Origin of the sequence: Duganella zoogloeoides (genome assembly GCF_034479515.1) — a bacterium.
Classification (GTDB): Bacteria; Pseudomonadota; Gammaproteobacteria; order Burkholderiales; family Burkholderiaceae_D; genus Rugamonas; species Rugamonas zoogloeoides.
Genome location: NZ_CP140152.1, coordinates 3,534,298 through 3,550,843, shown reverse-complemented (window position 1 = coordinate 3,550,843; position 16,546 = coordinate 3,534,298). Strand labels below are relative to the sequence as shown.

The 16,546-nt window shown below is 65.0% G+C and carries 13 protein-coding genes; 4 read left to right on the top strand and 9 right to left on the bottom strand.

Going from position 1 to position 16,546, the window contains the following annotated elements:
• Positions 1–102: 102 nt before the first annotated feature.
• The gene (locus tag SR858_RS15650) at positions 103–1,386 is read right to left on the bottom strand and encodes a D-amino acid dehydrogenase (RefSeq protein ID WP_019919934.1); all 1,284 of its coding nucleotides are present in this window, start codon (positions 1,384–1,386) and stop codon (positions 103–105) included.
• A gap of 111 nt (positions 1,387–1,497) precedes the next feature.
• Here SR858_RS15650 and SR858_RS15645 point away from each other — a divergent pair, with 111 nt between their 5' ends.
• Positions 1,498–1,986 carry an Lrp/AsnC ligand binding domain-containing protein gene (locus tag SR858_RS15645; RefSeq protein WP_019919933.1) on the top strand — a complete coding sequence of 163 codons (489 nt, stop codon included), beginning with the start codon at positions 1,498–1,500 and terminating at the stop codon, positions 1,984–1,986.
• 70 nt (positions 1,987–2,056) lie between these two features.
• Positions 2,057–3,631, top strand: a complete 1,575-nt coding sequence (locus SR858_RS15640) for a hypothetical protein (RefSeq protein WP_019919932.1) — start codon at positions 2,057–2,059, stop codon at positions 3,629–3,631.
• A gap of 90 nt (positions 3,632–3,721) precedes the next feature.
• Here SR858_RS15640 and SR858_RS15635 read toward each other — a convergent pair whose 3' ends face one another.
• From SR858_RS15635 to SR858_RS15620, 4 genes are read right to left on the bottom strand one after another with little or no spacing between them, the layout of a single operon-like run.
• On the bottom strand, positions 3,722–4,873 hold the full coding sequence (locus SR858_RS15635; RefSeq protein WP_019919931.1) for an HlyD family secretion protein: 1,152 nt from the start codon (positions 4,871–4,873) through the stop codon (positions 3,722–3,724).
• 15 nt (positions 4,874–4,888) lie between these two features.
• A complete protein-coding gene (locus SR858_RS15630; protein WP_322533659.1) occupies positions 4,889–6,313 on the bottom strand; it encodes an efflux transporter outer membrane subunit in 1,425 nt (474 codons plus the stop codon).
• 22 nt (positions 6,314–6,335) lie between these two features.
• Entirely contained in the window at positions 6,336–7,865 is a 1,530-nt protein-coding gene (locus tag SR858_RS15625) for an MDR family MFS transporter (protein ID WP_019919929.1), read from the bottom strand.
• The gene (locus SR858_RS15620; protein WP_019919928.1) at positions 7,862–8,296 is read right to left on the bottom strand and encodes a MarR family winged helix-turn-helix transcriptional regulator; all 435 of its coding nucleotides are present in this window, start codon (positions 8,294–8,296) and stop codon (positions 7,862–7,864) included. The genes SR858_RS15625 and SR858_RS15620 overlap by 4 nt, the downstream gene beginning before the upstream one ends.
• 134 nt (positions 8,297–8,430) lie before the next feature.
• Between SR858_RS15620 and SR858_RS15615 the strand changes: the two genes are divergently transcribed.
• Positions 8,431–9,729, top strand: a complete 1,299-nt coding sequence (locus tag SR858_RS15615; protein WP_019919927.1) for an NAD(P)/FAD-dependent oxidoreductase — start codon at positions 8,431–8,433, stop codon at positions 9,727–9,729.
• 53 nt (positions 9,730–9,782) lie between these two features.
• Here the strand turns inward: SR858_RS15615 and SR858_RS15610 are convergent, their stop codons facing one another.
• Entirely contained in the window at positions 9,783–10,511 is a 729-nt protein-coding gene (locus SR858_RS15610; protein WP_019919926.1) for a sensor histidine kinase, read from the bottom strand.
• Positions 10,512–10,622: 111 nt separating this feature from the next.
• Positions 10,623–12,239, bottom strand: coding sequence for a response regulator (locus tag SR858_RS15605; protein WP_019919925.1), 1,617 nt, complete (start codon positions 12,237–12,239; stop codon positions 10,623–10,625).
• Between the two features lie 181 nt (positions 12,240–12,420).
• Between SR858_RS15605 and SR858_RS15600 the strand changes: the two genes are divergently transcribed.
• Complete coding sequence (locus SR858_RS15600) at positions 12,421–12,834, top strand: hypothetical protein (RefSeq protein ID WP_019919924.1); 414 nt, start codon at positions 12,421–12,423, stop codon at positions 12,832–12,834.
• Positions 12,835–12,935: 101 nt separating this feature from the next.
• Here SR858_RS15600 and SR858_RS15595 read toward each other — a convergent pair whose 3' ends face one another.
• Both SR858_RS15595 and SR858_RS15590 read right to left on the bottom strand, forming a co-directional pair.
• Complete coding sequence (locus tag SR858_RS15595; protein ID WP_019919923.1) at positions 12,936–13,910, bottom strand: GGDEF domain-containing response regulator; 975 nt, start codon at positions 13,908–13,910, stop codon at positions 12,936–12,938.
• Between the two features lie 272 nt (positions 13,911–14,182).
• Positions 14,183–16,393, bottom strand: coding sequence for an ATP-binding protein (locus SR858_RS15590; RefSeq protein ID WP_026636933.1), 2,211 nt, complete (start codon positions 16,391–16,393; stop codon positions 14,183–14,185).
• Positions 16,394–16,546 lie beyond the last annotated feature (153 nt).

Sequence of the window (16,546 nt, the reverse complement as noted above, 5' to 3'; positions counted from 1 at the left end):
ACGCAGCCCGGCGCACAAGCTCAACGCCATGTTGGGCTGCGCGGGCACTGATTCACGAATAGAGGCGGGGATGCGACAGTCCCGGTGTTTAAAAGATAATCGTTAAGCGCTGGCCAGTTGCGGCTGCCGCGCCGCGGGCGCCGCGCCATACCGCGCCACCGACAGATCGTCGGCCAGGATCGCCGGCTTGCGCGCCGAGATGATGTCGGCCAGCAGCTGCGCCGAACCGCACGACATGGTCCAGCCCAGCGTGCCGTGGCCGGTGTTCAGGTACAGGTTGCGCAGGCCGGTGCGGCCGACGATAGGCGTGCCGTCCGGCGTCATCGGCCGCAGGCCGGTCCAGAAGCTCGCTTCGGCGGTGGCGCCCGCGCCGGGGAACAGGTCGTTGACGACCATTTCCAGCGTCTCGCGGCGGCGCGGATTGAGGCGCTTGTCGAAGCCGGCGATCTCGGCCATGCCGCCGACGCGGATGCGGTCGTCGAAACGGGTGACCGCGATCTTGTAGGTCTCGTCGAGGATGGTCGAGACGGGAGCGGCCTCGGCGTTCACGATCGGCACCGTGATCGAATAGCCCTTGAGCGGATAGACCGGCACGTCCAGCAGGCCCTTGAGCAGCGGCGTGGAATAGGCGCCCAGCGCCACCACGTACGAGTCGGCGGTCAGCAGCTCGCTGCCGGTCTGCACGCCGCGGATCTGGTCGCCGGCCTTGATCAGTGCATCGATCTCGATGTTGTAGCGGAATTTGACGCCGAGCTCTTCCGCCATGGCGGTGAGGCGCGTGGTAAACAGCTGGCAGTCGCCGGTTTCGTCGTTGGGCAGGCGCAGGCCGCCGACCAGCTTGGTCTGGTCGAGGCCCGGCTCGGCGCCGACCAGTTGTGCGCGGTCCAGCAGCTCGTACGGGACGCCGGTTTCCTGCAAAACGGCGATATCCTTGGCCGCATCATCGAGCTGCTTCTGGGTGCGGAACAGCTGGGTGGTGCCTTGCTGGCGGCCTTCGTATTCGATGCCGGTGGCGGCGCGCAACACCTTGAAGCAGTCGCGGCTGTACTCGGCCAGGCGCACCATGCGCTCCTTGTTGACGGCGTAGCGCTCGGGCGTGCAGTTTTGCAGCATCTGCCACATCCACTGCAGCTGGAACAGGGTGCCGTCGGGCGTGATCGACAGCGGCGCATGGCGCTGCATCATCCACTTGACGGCTTTCAGCGGGATGCCGGGGGCGGCCCACGGCGACGCATAACCGGGCGAGATCTGGCCGGCGTTGGCAAAGCTGGTTTCGAGCGCGGGGCCGGGCTGGCGGTCGATCACGGTGACGTCGTGGCCGGCCTGGGCCAGGTAATAGGCGCTGGTGACGCCGATGACGCCGCTGCCGAGTATGAGTACGCGCATGTGAACCCCCGAATATTGTGGATGGACGCAGCGCGCCCCTATAATCCGCTATGGTATGCTTGAAACACTAGCTTTTGTTACTGTAAAAATCGATAAATTCAGCGGAATTTCATGCGAATACAGAAGGAATCGGTCCGTACCCTGGACAAACTCGACCGCAAGATCCTGCACATCCTGCAAGCGGACGGGCGCATCTCGATGAAAGACCTGAGCGAGCAGGTGGGCCTGTCGATCACGCCCGCCATCGAGCGGGTGAAACGCATGGAGCGCGATGGCGTCATCACCGGCTACCATGCGCGCATCGACCCGCCGGCGCTGGGCGCCAAATTGCTGGTGTTTGTCGAGATTACGCTGAACCAGAAATCGGGCCCGGTGTTCGAGCAGTTCCGCCGCGAGGTGCTTCGCATCCCCGAGGTGCAGGAGTGCCACCTGGTGTCGGGCGACTTCGACTACCTGATCAAGGCGCGCATCCACGAGATGGCCGAGTACCGCAAGCTGCTCGGCGATATGCTGCTCAGTTTGCCCGGCGCGGCGCAGTCGAAAAGCTACGTGGTGATGGAAGAGATCAAGGAGACGCTGGCGCTGGCCACCGGTGCGTGATGTCCGCGATGTCCGATCCGCCGTCATCCGCTAAAATAGCGGCCATGAAATACAACCAGACGGAGCAAGTGTGAACATCCACGGTACTCCCACCAGCACCAGCGCCGGCAGCAGCGCCGACGCCCTCCACGTGCGGTCCCTCGACGAACACTTGTCCGCCGACCAGAGCTTCAGCTCCGCCTACGCGCGCGCGGTTGGCGCCATTGCCGGCCGCGACGGCAAGCTCACGCTGGCGCAGTTTGCCGCCGTCACCGAGCTGGCCGGCGACGGCAAGTCGTCGGCTGTTTTTACCGCGCTGGTGCTCAACGCCATCGAGTCCGGCGTCGACGTGGACTGGGCTTTTGCGGCGCTGGCCCGCAGCGCCGCTCCGATCGACCAGGCCGCGCGCGAAAACGCGCTGGCCATGGCGGTCCCGCTGCTGGCGCTGCACGGCGGCGACGCCCGGTCGCTGGCCCAGCGGCTGGCCAAGGCCCTGTCGGTGCGCCTGGCGCCCGAGGACTTCCAGCGCCTGCCGGCCGCCGAGGAGAAGGGCTTGCTGGCCAACCTGGGCGAGCAGGCGCGGCGCCTGGTGCGTGGGCGGTCGCTGTCCGATGCGGTGGCCGATTTCGGCCGCAGCGCCGGCCAGCCGGTACTGGTCGAACATGCGCGCAACTATCAAGCGGGCGACATCGACCACGCGCAATTGCACACGCTGGTGAGCAGCACCACCACGGTCATCCTGCAAGACATCGCCGCGTACCTGGACCAGGCGCGGCAGATGGGACTCGACGAGTCGATCGCCGCCACCCTGGTCACCACGGCCAACGAAATGAAAAGCCAGGTGATGCAGCGGCTGGTGCTGGTGGAGCAGCGCATCGCCTACGAACGGCGCCTGCTGACCGAGGAAATCGACGACGCCGTGCACGACGCCGGCAACGCCATCGAACTGGCCATCGCCGACCGCCTGGCCACCGACAAGTGGCAAGAGCACGAGGTGTGGGAGAGCATCGGCCGCAACCAGTTTGGCCAGGAGATGGAGCGCCGGCTCGACCGCATCGTGCGGCGCAAGGAGCAGGCGGTGCACCTGCTGCAAGAGGACTTGCGGCTGTTCCAGTCCGGCATGCGGCTGGGGCAGGTGTCGATGTTCGAGCGCCAGCACCATTCCACGCTGGCCCGCCTGATGCCGCGCCTGCGCATCGGCACGCGGCTGGCCAACAGCGCCGAAACGGCCGCCAATGTGACCTTGATGAGCGGCGTGGTGGCTGCCGCCGGCACCGGCACCGCCGCCTACCTGATCGGCGCGGCCGTGGTACTGCCGGTAGTGGCGCCGGCGGCGCCATTCGTCGGTGGCGCGGTGCTGCTGGCGGGCGCCTTCAAATGGTTTGCCGACGCCGGCAAGCGCAAGCGCACCGAAATCCGCGACAAGCGCACCGCCTTCGAGGCCGAACTGCGCAAGCAGCTGCAAGGCGCCGAACACACGTTCAACGCCCAACTGGACCTGGTGGCGCAAGGCTTCCGCGAGTCGGCCGAACAGATGCTGATGCCGCTGCTGCTCGAAGCCGAAGCGGCCGGCCGCGTGCCCGGCATGCGCCAGCGCATTGCCGACCGCGTGATCACGCAGGCCCAAACCGCGATCACCCAGCTCGACGCCGAACTGCGCAAATAGCCCGACTTCGGGGTCAGTGCCGACATTTAGACACGAGCTCAACTTGCAATAGCTGAGGCTGTGTCCGAATGTCGGCACTGACCCCGAAGTTTAATGCAGGTTGCGGCGGATGATGGTGTCGGCGGCAGTGGTGGCCTGTTGCAGCGGTTGCGACAGCGCGGCGGTCTGGTAGATCGCCTGTTGCGGCATGGCGGCGCCCAGTACCGGGCCGTCGGTGTTGCTGATGTCCACCTTGACGGTGGTCGAGAGGCCGATGCGCAGCGGATGGGCGCGCAGCTCGGCGGCGTCCAGGGCGATGCGTACCGGCAGGCGCTGCACCACCTTGATCCAGTTGCCGCCGGCGTTTTGCGCCGGCAGCAGCGAAAAGGCGCTGCCGGTACCGGCCGATAATCCCACCACCTTGCCGTGGAATTCCACCTTGCTGCCATACATGTCCGCTTCCACCAATGCCGGCTGGCCCACGCGGATGTTGCGCAGTTCCGATTCCTTGAAGTTGGCGTCCACCCACAACTGGTCCAGCGGCACGATCGCCAGCAGCGCCGTACCCGGCGTGGCGCGTGCGCCCACTTGGACCGCGCGCTTGGCGATGTAGCCGGAGACTGGCGCGACGATGGTGTTGCGGCGTGCGGCCAGCCAGGCGCTCTGGTAGTCGGCCTTGGCCGCCAGCACGTCCGGGTGGTGCGGCACATCGACACCGGTCACCGACGCCTGCGCCGCCTGTTCCTGTTTCACTGCCACCGCCACGGCGGCGCGAGCGTTATTGACGGCCTGGCGCGCGTGCGCCACTTCCTCGCCCGAAATCGTGTGGTCGGCCGCCAGCGGCAGGCGCCGCGCCAGGTCGTCCTCGGCGCTCTTGAGTTCCAGGCGGCGCAGGGCGACGGTGGCGTCGTATTGCGCCACGTCGGCGTAGCGCTGGCGCTGCTGGCGAACGGCGGCGCCCAGTTTCGCGTCGGCTTGCGCCAGCGCGACGTCGGCGTCGGCCGCGTCGAGCATGACCAGCGGCGCGCCCGCTTGCACCATCTGGGTTTCTTCGGCGCGGATCTCGGTGACGTTGCCGGTCACCTGCGACGACAGGTTGACCAGGTTGCCGCCCACGTAGGCGTTGTCGGTTTCCTGGATTTTCGATAGCACGGTCTGGTAATACAAGGCATAGGCGGCGCCGGCCGCGATGAACAACAGCGTGATGCCGGCCAGGACGGTGTTGCGCTTCTTGTTATTGCTGGGCTTGATTTCGGTGGTCATGATGGTCTCGGTCGATTATTTCAATACGGTCGCCAGCGGCGCCTGCTCGTGGTAGCCGCCGCCCAAAGCATTGGTCAGCGCCACCTCGGCCAGGCGCTGCACTTGCTGCAGGTACAGGTCGGCGTCGCGTTCGCGCAGCACGGCCAGCCGCGCATTCAATACGCCGGCATTGTCGGCCAGGCCGCGCTCGAAACGCTTCTGTACTGAGGCCAGCTGCGCCCCGGTCGCTGCGCTGCCGGCTGCCTGTTCAGCGATCTGCTGTTCGATGCCCTGCACCTGCAAGGCATCCTGCGCCACTTCGCGCACCGCCTCCACCACGGCCTGGTTGTATTCGGCAATGCGTTCGTCGCGCGCGGTGCGGGTGGCGTCGAGCTGGGCGTCCAGCCGGCGGCTGTCGAAAATCGGCAGCGTCAGGGTCGGACCCAGGTACACGGTGCGGCTGGCCGCCTGCAGCAGGTTTTCCAGCTTGATGGTGTCGAGGCCGACCGAGCCGGTCAGGTTGACGTCCGGGTAGAACGCGGCCTTGGCGGCATCGATGCGGCCGAGCGACGCTTCGAGCTGCCAGCGCGCGGCCTGCAAGTCGGGCCGGCGCGCCAGCAGGTCGATGCCGAGCCGCGCGGGCAGGGTGTGCGCCACCGCTTTGGTTGGCACGGGCTTGAGGTCGGCCAGCGCCGTGTGGTCGGCGCCCAGCAAGGCGCGCAGCGCCTCGCGCTCGACGCCGATATCGGTCTTCAGCTGCGCCGCCTGCTTGCGCAGTTGCGCCAGTTCGGCCTGCGCCGCGTGGCCGGTATCGGCGTTGGCCAGGCCGCTGTCGATGCGGCGGGTGCGGTCCTGCGCCAGCGCGGTCTGCACGGCCGTCAGTTGCGCGAGGTTGTCCTGCCGCGCAAAATCGCCTTGCAGCCTGAAATAGCTTTGGGCGATGGCGGCGGCCAGCGCCTGTTCGGCCTGGGCGTAGGCGGCCCGGTCCACGTTGAGCGCGCCAACCGTAGCGGCCACCTGGGCGCGGTGCTTGCCCCACCAGTCGAAGTTGTAGCGCGCTTCGAGCCGCAGCGTCTCGGTGGTGAAGTACGCGCCGCCGATCGGCGCCGGGAACAGGCCGGTACCGGAATAGCGCTGGCGGTTGGCGTTGGCGTAGCCGCTGATGTCGATGCCGGTGTCGGCCATGCTGCGCGACAGTTCCGACCGCGCGCTGCCGATGCGCGCCGCCGCCACTTCCAGGCTCGGGCCGCCCTGCAGCGCCTGTTCGATCAGCGCGTTCAACTGTTCGTCGCCATACGCTGTCCACCAGCGCGCCTGCGGCCAGCCTTCGCGCGCCAGGTGGATGTCGGCGGCCAGGTCGGCTTTGGCGATGTCGCGTTTGACGGGTATGTGCGCATCCGGTGGAATCGCGGCGCAGCCGGCCAGCAGCAGCGCTGCCATGCTCAGTAAAGACTTTTTCACGGTGTTGTTCATGGTCGAGGTGTCAATCGTGGGCGGGGTGCACCGCCGGTGCTTCGTGTCTCGCGGCTGGCCGTATCAACAGCAGCAGCGGCAGTACGCACAAGGTCAGGATCAGCATCAGCCAGAAGTCGTCCACGTACGCGATCATCGACGCCTGCCGGGTGATTTCGTTGTTGAGCAGCGCGGCGCCGTTGGGCGCTGCGAGGGCATCGAGCGCGGCCGGATTGGCGATGGTGATTTTTTCGGTCAGCGTGGCATGCATGGTCTGGGTGTTGCGCACCAATAGCGTTTGCACGAGGGCGATGCCGATCGAGCTGCCGATATTGCGCATCAGGCTGTAGATGGCCGTGCCTTCGGCGCGCATCTCGGGCGACAGCGTGGCAAACGTGGCGGCGGACAAGGGCACGAACACCAGTCCCAGTCCCAGGCCCTGGATCACGCCGGGCCAGATGATGTCGCTTTGCGACAGTACCAGCGTGTAGCGCGTCATCTGCCACAGCGAGAAGGCGGTGATGGCAAAGCCGGCGCCCAGCAGCAGGCGCAGGTCCACCCGGCCCACCAGTTTGCCGACGATCAGCATCGCAATCATGGTGCCGATGCCGCTGGGCGCCGTCACCAGGCCGGCGATGGCGGCCGGGTAGCCCATCAGGCTTTGCAGCATGGTGGGCGTGAGCGCGCGCGTGGCGAACAGCACCAGGCCCACGATGAAGATGAACAGCAGGCCGCTGACGTAGTTGGCGTTCTTTAGCAGCCGGTAGTCGAAAAACGATTTGCCGGGCGGCTGCATCGCCGTGTGCACGGCAAAATAAATAAACGCCAGCGCCAGCACGATCGCTTCTATCCAGGTTTCGGTGGCAGCAAACCAGTCGTTCTGTTCGCCCCGGTCGAGCAGCATCTGCAAGGCGCCGATGGCCACGCTGAGCGTGATGAAGCCGAACGCGTCGAACTTCATCTTGCGCGGTGCGGTGGTCTTGCCGATGTAGCGCCAGATGCCGTAGAACGCCATCGCGCCGATCGGCACGTTGATGAAGAATACCCAGCGCCAGTTGTAGGCATCGGTGAGCCAGCCGCCCAGCGTGGGGCCGAGGATCGGGCCGATCATCACGCCCATGCCCCATACCGCCATCGCCGAGCCATGTTTTTCGCGCGGATTGATGTCGAGCAGCGTGGCCTGCGACAGCGGCACCAGCGCCGCACCGAACACGCCTTGCAGCATGCGCGCGGCAACGATCTCGCCCAGGTTCATCGACAGCCCGCACAGCACCGAGGCGATGGTGAAGCCGGCGACGGCAGTGAGGAAGATATTCTTCTGGCCGAAGCGGTCGCACAGCCAGCCGGTGAGCGGGGTGGCAATCGCGGTGGCGACGATGAAGGAGGTCAGTACCCAGGTGATCTGGTCCTGCGAGGCCGACAGGCTGCCCTGCATATGGGGCAGGGCGACGTTGGCGATGGTGCCGTCGAGCGCCTGGATGATGGTGGCCAGCATGATCGACACCGTGATCATGGTGCGGTTGATGCCGGCGTCGGGGAAGGGCGGAGCCACTGCGTTCATATGCCGGACTCGATATCGCTTTGCATTTGTTCGAGAAAGCCGGTGACGATGGCCAGCACGGCCGGATCGGTCTTGGCCAGCAACTCGCCGCGCACCGCGTCGGCTTCCTGCTTGACGCTGCGGTATACCTGCATGCCCGATTCCGTCAGGCTGAGCAGCTTCACGCGGCGGTCGGTCGCGGACGGCGTACGGATCATGTAGCCGGCTTTGACCAGGCGGTCGATGGTGGCCACCATGGTCGGATCTTCCACGCCCACGCGGTTGGCCAGCCGGGTTTGCGACGGCGGCTCCTTTTCCTTAGCGGTGAGGGCAATCGCCATCCAGCTCGACTGGCTGATGCCGAGGTGGCGCAGGCGGCGGTCGACGGCGAGGCGCCAGGCGCGAGCGCTGCCATGCAGGGCGGCCGAGAACCGCTCTTCGATAGTGGACATATGATTCGGTAATTAATAGTTAGGTTCCGAACGATTATTGTAGCAGCTTTGGTGCATTCGGTGGCGGACGGAAAGATTTCGCCAGCCTTGGTATCATGGGGTCAAATATATCGAGCAAAAACCGGGAGAAAGACTTGCATAGCAAAATTGTGATCGTGGGCGGTGGCGCGGGTGGCCTGGAGCTGGCATGCAAACTGGGCCGCAAAATGCCGGGATCGGTGATGCTGGTCGATAGCCGCCTGTACCATATCTGGAAGCCGTCGCTGCACGAAGTGGCTGCCGGCACCCTCGACGTCCACCAGGAAGGACTGTCGTACCAGATGCTGGCGCACGATAACGGCTTTACCTTTGCCTACGGCCCCATGCTGGCGCTCGACCACGCGCAGCGTTCAATCACCATCGGCGCCATCACTGCCGGCGACGAGCGCGACGAAGTCGTGCTGCCCGAACGCCAGGTAAGCTTCGATTCGCTGGTGATCGCAGTGGGCAGCACCTCCAATTATTTCGGCGTGCCCGGCGCGGCCGAGCATACGATCTCGCTCAACGCCACCGAGGACGCGGAACGCTTCCGCCTCACGTTGCTCAAGCTGCTGACCCTGGCATCGCTGAAAAAAGAGCACAACGTCGAGGCAGGCGTGGACGTGGTGATCATCGGCGGCGGCGCCACCGGCGTCGAGCTGGCGGCCGAATTGCGCGAGGCCAGCGGCGTGTATGCCACCTACGGCTTCGGCCAGCTGAAGGCCGAGCGCGATATCCGCATCACCTTGCTCGAAGGCGCGCCGCGCATCCTGGCGCCGCTGCCGGAAAAAGTCTCGAGCGCCGCGCTCAACTTGCTGCACCAGCGCGCTGTGACAGTGGTCACCAATACCCGCGTGACCGCGATCGCGGCCGACGGCGTGACGGCCGGCGACATCGTCTACCCGGCCCAGCTGGTGGTATGGGCGGCCGGCATCAAGGCGCCGGATTTCCTCAAGGAACTGGGACTGCCCACGGTGAAGTCGGGTGCGCTGGACGTGGACCAGCACTTGCAGGTCAAGGGTTTTGCAGGGATTTACGCGCTGGGCGACTGTGCCGCCTGTATCGGCGCGGACGGCAAGCCGGTGCCGCCGCGCGCCCAGGCCGCGCACCAGCAGGCCGACTACCTGCTCGAGACCTTCCTGCGCCAGCGCGACAACAAGCCGGCGCAAACCAAGCCTTACGAATACAAGGACTACGGTTCGCTGGTATCGTTCGGCCAGACCACGTCGGTCGGTAGTTTGATGGGTTCGCTCAAGGGCTTGAGCTGGTTCGTGGAAGGTTTTGTCGCGCGCCTGATGTACGTGAGCCTGCACCTGCTGCATCACAAGGCCGTACTGGGCACGGTGCGCACCGGCGTACTGGCGCTGGCCCGCTTCCTGATCAAGCGCAGCACTCCGCTGGTGAAACTGCACTAGCAACCAGGAGCACCTGACGCACCTTCAGAGCAAGGCGCAGCGATGGAGTTTCGTCAGGTACTCTCAACCCTGGCCGGCTTGGGCAAAATCATGGTAAGGGTGGCGCCGCCTGCCTGGCCGGGCGCCAGCGTGAGGGTGCCGCCCAGGTAGGCGGCGCGTTCGCGCGCCATGCGCAGACCGAACTTGACGGGGTCGGCGCCGCCCGCAGGCGCGGAACTCCCGGCTGCGATCCCCACGCCGTTGTCCTTCACCGTCATCATCACTTCGTCTTCATTGTCGTCCACGATGACGTCCACCTCGGTGGCGCCGGCGTGGGCGACGATGTTGCGCAGCGCTTCCTCCAGCGTGTGCAGCAGCACGATGCCGTGGCTGCGCGGGCAGTCGAGCTCGTCGTCGGGCAAACTGCTGCGGGCCCTGATATTGTGCTGCTGGCCGAATTGCTCGACCAGCTCGCCCAGCGCCACGCGCACGCCGAGAAACTCGAGCTTGTCGTTCCACAGCTTGATCTGCATTTGCCGGTTGGTTTCCACGATTTGCCCCAGCAGCTTTTTCATGTGGCCGGCGCGGTCCTGCAGCGCCTGGTCGTCGGGCAGCTTTTGCATCAGCAAGCCCAGGTGCATGGTCAATGCCGTCAGTGACGAGCCCAGGCTGTCGTGCAACTGGCGCGACAGCGAGCGTCGCTCGTTGTCCCAGCAGGTGTGGACATGACCGAGCAACTCGCTCAGGTCGGCGCTGCGCTGGGCGTCGTGATGTTCTTGTGGGGCCGGTACGGACATGGGCATCTCTGTATGTATGGAAAGACTTGGTGTAAGTTGTAAAGAAGGAGTCTCGTTTCCGATCATACCCGAGCTTTCCTCGACACGGCGCTCTGCTGGGAAATCAATTACCCATGGTTACAAATTCAACGGTTCTCGCATGCAACTGGCGATTGTTTCCATCAACTGTTCAATGCCGACCGGCTTGACCAGGTGGCGGTCGAAGCCGGCTGCCATCACGCGCGCCAGGTCTTCCGCCAGGCCGTAGCCGGTGAGGGCGACCAGCTTGATGTGGCGCGTGTCCGGGTCGGCCCGCAGGCGCCGCGCCACCTCGTAGCCGTCGATGCCGGGCAGGCCGATATCGACCAGCGCCAGGTCGGGCCGGAACTCGCGCACCGCGTCCAGTCCGCGCAAGCCGTCCTCGGCGGCGCGCACCTGGTAGCCATAGCAGCCGAGCATCATGGTCATCATTTCGCGGCCGTCTTCATTGTCCTCGATCAGCAGCAGGGTGGGCTTGCCATCGGCGGCCGGCGGCGCCGCTGCCGCCAGCGGCACCGGCGCTTCGATGCGCGGCAGGCGCAAGATAAACACGCTGCCAGCGCCGGGGCCCTTGCTGTCGGCCTCGATATCGCCGCCGTGCAATTCGGCCAGGCGCCGCACCAGCGACAGGCCGATGCCGAGGCCGCCCTGCGAGCGGTCGAGCGTGCTCGAACCTTGCACGAATACATCGAACACGTGGGGCAGCAACTCGGCCGCGATACCGACGCCATTGTCACGCACGGTGAGCACGACCTCGCCGTTCTCGGTCCAGGTGCGTACCTCGATGCGGCCGCCGCTCGGGGTGTACTTGAGGGCGTTGTCGATCAGGTTGCTGGCGATTTGCTCGAGCCGGGTAGCGTCGCCCTCGACCCAGCCGCCGGCCAGGTCGTGCGCCAGGTCGTAGCCGTTGCTGCGGCCCGTGGCGCGAAAGGTTTCCAGCGTGCCTGCCACCAGCGCGGCCAGGTCCACCGGCGCGCGGTCGAGCAGAATCTTGCCGGACATGGCGCGCGACAGGTCGAGCAGGTCATCGACGATGCGGCCCAGGTGCTGGCTCTGGCGTTCAATGATTTTCTTGGCGCGCTGCACGCCATCGACGCTCACGCCCGGCAAGCCGATCAGCGCGGCGGCGCTGCTGATGGCGCTGAGCGGATTGCGCAGTTCGTGGCCGAGCATGGCAAGGAATTCGTCCTTGGCGTGGTTTTCGCGCTCGGCCACCTGGCGCTCCTCGATTTCGCGCCGCAGGCGCTTGTTCGAGGCGGTCAGCTCGGTGCTGCGCGAACTCAGTTCGCGCGCCTGCTTTTTCAGTTCCTCGTTTTTCGACGCCAGCGCCACGAACACCGAGATCTTGGCGTACAGAATTTGCGGGATCACCGGCGTGAACAGGAAATCGACAGCGCCGTGCTGGTAGGCCTTCAGTCGGTCGAGTTCGTCGGCCAGGAAGGCGGTGATAAAGATGATGGGAATGTCGGCCGAGCGCGCCCGCGCGTGGATCGCCTCGGCGGTCTCGAAGCCGTCCATGCCGGGCATGTTCACATCGAGCAGGATGACCGCGAAATCATGCAGCAGCACCTGGCGCAGCGCCTCCTGTCCCGAGCGCGCGGACATTACTTCGTAGGACTCCTGCTCGGCCCATAGTCCAAGCAGGCTGGTCAACGCGAACAGGCTGTTGGCATCGTCATTGACGACCAGGATCTTGGGTTGGGCTGGAATGGGCACGATGTCTGCTGACGGCGGGGGGGAGACCGCACGATCATAACAATTGCTTGTATGAATGTCAAAAGACTGAAAGTCAATAGAACCTTGCTACCTGGGCGCGGCCCTATGTTTGCTTCCGCACAGACCTGTCGGGCTGGGGCTGGCACAGTCAAGCTGTATCCACCCACTCAAGGAACACATCATGAATATCGATACTGTCGTGGACAAAGAATATCTGGGCCAGAGCTTCCGCGCACTGGCGGCGGCGCCGGTCAGCGCGTTGCGCGGCATTAGCGCCAAGGACGCCAAGGCGCTGGCGCAAGCGTTCAACGTGCACACGGTGCGCGACCTGGCCAATATGGACTTCGTCAAATGGGCGCAAGCGATCACCACCCTGGCCGACCTGGAGCAAGCCACCCCGGCCGAACAAGCCAAGGAAACCCTGCTCGACGACGGCCTGGAAATGACTTTTCCGGCCAGCGATCCGGTCTCGGTCGATGCTGGCATCACGCGCATCGAAGTACCGCCCGAAATGGTCGACGCCAAGGATGATCATCGCCACAGCAGCGCCAAGCCTGCAGGCAAGGCAGGAACGAAAGACAAGGCAGCAGCGTAACCGTTCATCGTTGGCCGTAAAACTTGAAAGCCGTCATTCCTGCAAAGGAATGACGGCTTTCATTTAACCAGGCTGCCGTGCAGGCGGCCCGTTGACATCGATTAGACCGTGGTGGACAGCACCGGCTGGGCAGCAGACTGGCTGCGCAGGGCTTGCGCCGTGCAGCTGCGGTTCTTGCCGGAGCGCTTGGCTTCGTACAGCGCGGCATCGGCCACCGCGATCACGGCAGCCACCGCGTCGGCGTCGTCCGGGAAAATCCCGATGCCGATACTGGTGGACAGTTGCAGCGTATGGCCGTTGACGATATACGGCTGCGAGACCGATTCGATCAGCTTGTTGGCGGGTTCCTGGGTATCGCCCACGTGCGAGATGTTGCCCATCACTATGACGAACTCGTCGCCGCCCACGCGGGCGACCGTATCTTCCTTGCGGGCGCAACTGACCAGGCGCTGCGCGACCAGCTTGAGGATTTCGTCGCCGGCCGCGTGGCCGTAGGTGTCGTTGATGGGCTTGAAACCGTCGAGGTCGAGGTACATGACCGCTGCCTTGTTCTGCTGGCGGGTGGCGTGTTGCAGCACGGTGGCGATGCGGTCTTCGAGCAGGCGGCGGTTGGGCAGGCCGGTAAGCGGATCGTGCAGCGCCAGTTCCTGCTGCTGCTTGCTGTACTGCGCCAGCTCTTTATAGAGCAGCCGCACTTCGAGCATGTTGTGGATGCGCTTGTGTACTTCGAGCAGGTCGAACGGCTTGCTGATAAAGTCGCGTGCGCCTGCTTCCAACGCGGCGATCTTAAAGCTCGGCTGTGCAGTGAGCGCTAACACGGGCAGGTAACCGCCTTGCTCGATTTCTTTCAAACCCTTCATGACCTGGAAGCCGTTCAAACCGGGCATCTGCAGGTCCAGCAGGATCAGGTCGTAACAATGCTGGCGATGCATGGGGCATACCTGCTCGGGCAGCATGGTCGAGGACACGTCGGTGTAACCGGCTTCGCGCAGGATTTCCAACATCAGCTCGACATTGTCGGCGCTGTCATCTACCACCAGGATCTTGGCGTGCAGAATATCGTCACGGCTCGGCATATTTTTTCTCAATCTGTCTCATCTAAGCGGCGGGGTCCCGGCCGCATAATAAATGCATAATAATTAGATAATATCGCAAACCTCTGTGCTGCGGCGCACACATCTGCGATTAATTTCTGTATGGAAACAATTCTACCTGCTTTCCATGATTTTCCAAGTGTAGCAAGCAAGCGTGTGATTGCTTGTAGGACATTGCCGCGTCTAAAAGTAGGAGCGGGAAAAATGCCGTGTGGCAATAATATTTACGTATGTTTATTGCATGTCATCTTCGCTCAGAGTGGGGGCGTGGAGACGCCGGTTCGTGCGGACCGCGCGGAAGCGACTTTGGCTATCAGTTCCGCCGGCTCGACCGGTTTCGAAATATGTGCGAAAAAACCACTTGATAACGCCTTCACGCGGTCGTCCGCGCGTGCAAACGCTGTCAGCGCGATCGCCGGCACGTCGCCGCCGTGCGCCGGGCCCAGCGCACGCACCCGTTCGAGCAGACCGTAGCCGTCCATCTCTGGCATGCCGAGGTCGGTAAGCAGCAGCCCCGGCCTCAGGTGTTCGAGCAGCAACAGTGCTTCGGCAGCGCTGGCGGCGGTCAGCACATCGGCGTGGCAATCGTGCAGGATACGGCGGATCAACTCGCGGGAATCATCGTCATCGTCCACGACCAGGACCTGGAAACCGGCCAGATCGTGCGGCGCAGCACATGCGTGCTCGGGCGCCGCATCGTTCTTGCCGGCCCGGCGCGGCAGACGCACGGTGAAGCGCGAACCCAGGCCAGGGCCATCGCTGTGGGCGGCAATGGTGCCGCCGTGCTGCTCCACCAGGTGCTTGGCGATCGCCAAACCCAGGCCCAGCCCGCCATGCTTGCGGGTGGTGGTGGCATCGGCCTGGCGGAAGCGTTCGAACACGTGGCCGATGAAGTCAGTCGCAATGCCGGCGCCGGTGTCGCGCACGTCGATGGCAACCTGGCTGTCTTCGCGCCGTACGGCGACCGTTACCGTGCCGCCCTCCGGCGTGAACTTGATGGCGTTGGTCAGCAGGTTCCAGATAATTTGCTGCAGGCGGCTGGCGTCGCCGGAGACCATGCCGGCTGCGCTGTCGAAGTCGGTGATCAGGTTGATCCTGCGGGCCTCGGCGGCCGGACGCACGGTGTCGATGGCGGCGCCGGCAATTGCCGACGGCGACAGCGGCAGCAGTTCGAGCCGCACCTTGCCGGAGGCGATGCTGCTCATGTCGAGCAGGTCTTCGATCAGTTGCGCCTGGGCGCGGGCGTTGCGCTCGATGGTTTGCAGGCCGCGATGCAGGTCGGCCTCGTCCCGCGTACCGCGCCGCAACACCTGCGACCAGCCCAGGATGGCCGTGAGCGGGGTGCGCAGTTCGTGCGACAGCGTGGCCAGGAATTCGTCCTTCATTTGACTGTTGCGTTCGGCTTCGGCACGCGCTTCGCGCTCGCTGTCGAGCAGCTGCTTGCGCTCTTCGGCTGCCTGCTGGGTGGCTTCGTACAGGCGCGCGTTGTCGATGGCGATGGCAGCCTGGGCTGCAATGCCGCTGATAATCCGTTCGGTGCGCTCGGTAAACATGGCAGGCTCGGGATGACCGAAGAACAAACAGCCGATCACCGTGCCCGTGCCAAGCGCCACCGGCACGGCCAGGTAGCTGCGCACCAGTGGCGTACCCGGCGGCAAGCCGTGATTGGGGCTGGCCTGCTCGTCGCCCGCTTCCGCCGGTAAATCGACACTGCGGATGGCAGCAGGAGCGGCAAGAGGTTGTCCGTCGGCGAGCAGGGCTTCGGCGCGCGCCGCGCAAAAACCGCCAAAGCTGGCAGGTGCGCCGGCGGACAGGGTGTGACGCATTACGGTAGCGCCGGTGTCGTCGGCCTGATAGAAAAATGCGCCGTAGCGCGCGCCGCTGATGCTGGTGGCGGCGTCGGTCAGTTCCTGCAGCAGCGGGTGCAGGTCGCGCCGCGCCGCGAGGGCGGTGCCGGTGCGGTTGACCAGTTCGAGTGCGGCGGTTTCTTCGCGCAAGGCTTCCTGGGCGCGCTTGACCTGGTCGACGTCGGTGCTGGTGCCGAACCAGCGCACCAGTTGGCCATCGGCATCGCGCACGGCGTTGGCGCGCACCAGGAACCAGCGGAATTCGCCGCTGGCACTGCGGATCGGCACTTCGAGCTCGAGCGCCTCGCCGCTGGCGCGGCATTGTTGCCACAGTTGTTCCAGCGCGGCCACGCAGTCGGGCGCATACACGCGGCGCCAGCCATCGCCGGCCATGTCCTGCGGGGTGGCGCCGGTGTAGTCGTACCAGCGCTGGTTGTACCAGATCATCGCGCCATCCTGTTCCGCAATCCACGCCAGTTGCGGCATGGACTCGGCCAGCGCGCGCAGCTCGTGCCGGCTTTGACGCAGCAACTCGCGCGCGCTGCGCAGTTCGTCCAGCGCGCGTTGTGGATCGGTGAGCGCAGCGTCTTCCACCGGTACGGCAGAAGTGGCGCTCACAGGCTCATTGGGAGAAATCATCGATAGCGGCAGGCCTGGCGCTGTCCCGTCAGCCAACTGGCGGACGAGAAGCGCAAAGCTAACACTGGAAAGTTAACGGATTGACCATTCTAGCGTGATAGTTCGCCCCGCCTCCGCACGGTTGAATCGCTG

Bases quoted from the DNA above. Each gene is read 5' to 3' on its own strand.
- SR858_RS15650 (WP_019919934.1), bottom strand. From the start codon at position 1,386: ATGCGCGTACTCATACTCGGCAGCGGCGTCATCGGCGTCACCAGCGCC.
- SR858_RS15645 (WP_019919933.1), top strand. From the start codon at position 1,498: ATGCGAATACAGAAGGAATCGGTCCGTACCCTGGACAAACTCGACCGC.
- SR858_RS15635 (WP_019919931.1), bottom strand. From the start codon at position 4,873: ATGACCACCGAAATCAAGCCCAGCAATAACAAGAAGCGCAACACCGTC.
- SR858_RS15625 (WP_019919929.1), bottom strand. From the start codon at position 7,865: ATGAACGCAGTGGCTCCGCCCTTCCCCGACGCCGGCATCAACCGCACC.
- SR858_RS15620 (WP_019919928.1), bottom strand. From the start codon at position 8,296: ATGTCCACTATCGAAGAGCGGTTCTCGGCCGCCCTGCATGGCAGCGCT.
- SR858_RS15610 (WP_019919926.1), bottom strand. From the start codon at position 10,511: ATGCCCATGTCCGTACCGGCCCCACAAGAACATCACGACGCCCAGCGC.
- SR858_RS15600 (WP_019919924.1), top strand. From the start codon at position 12,421: ATGAATATCGATACTGTCGTGGACAAAGAATATCTGGGCCAGAGCTTC.
- SR858_RS15595 (WP_019919923.1), bottom strand. From the start codon at position 13,910: ATGCCGAGCCGTGACGATATTCTGCACGCCAAGATCCTGGTGGTAGAT.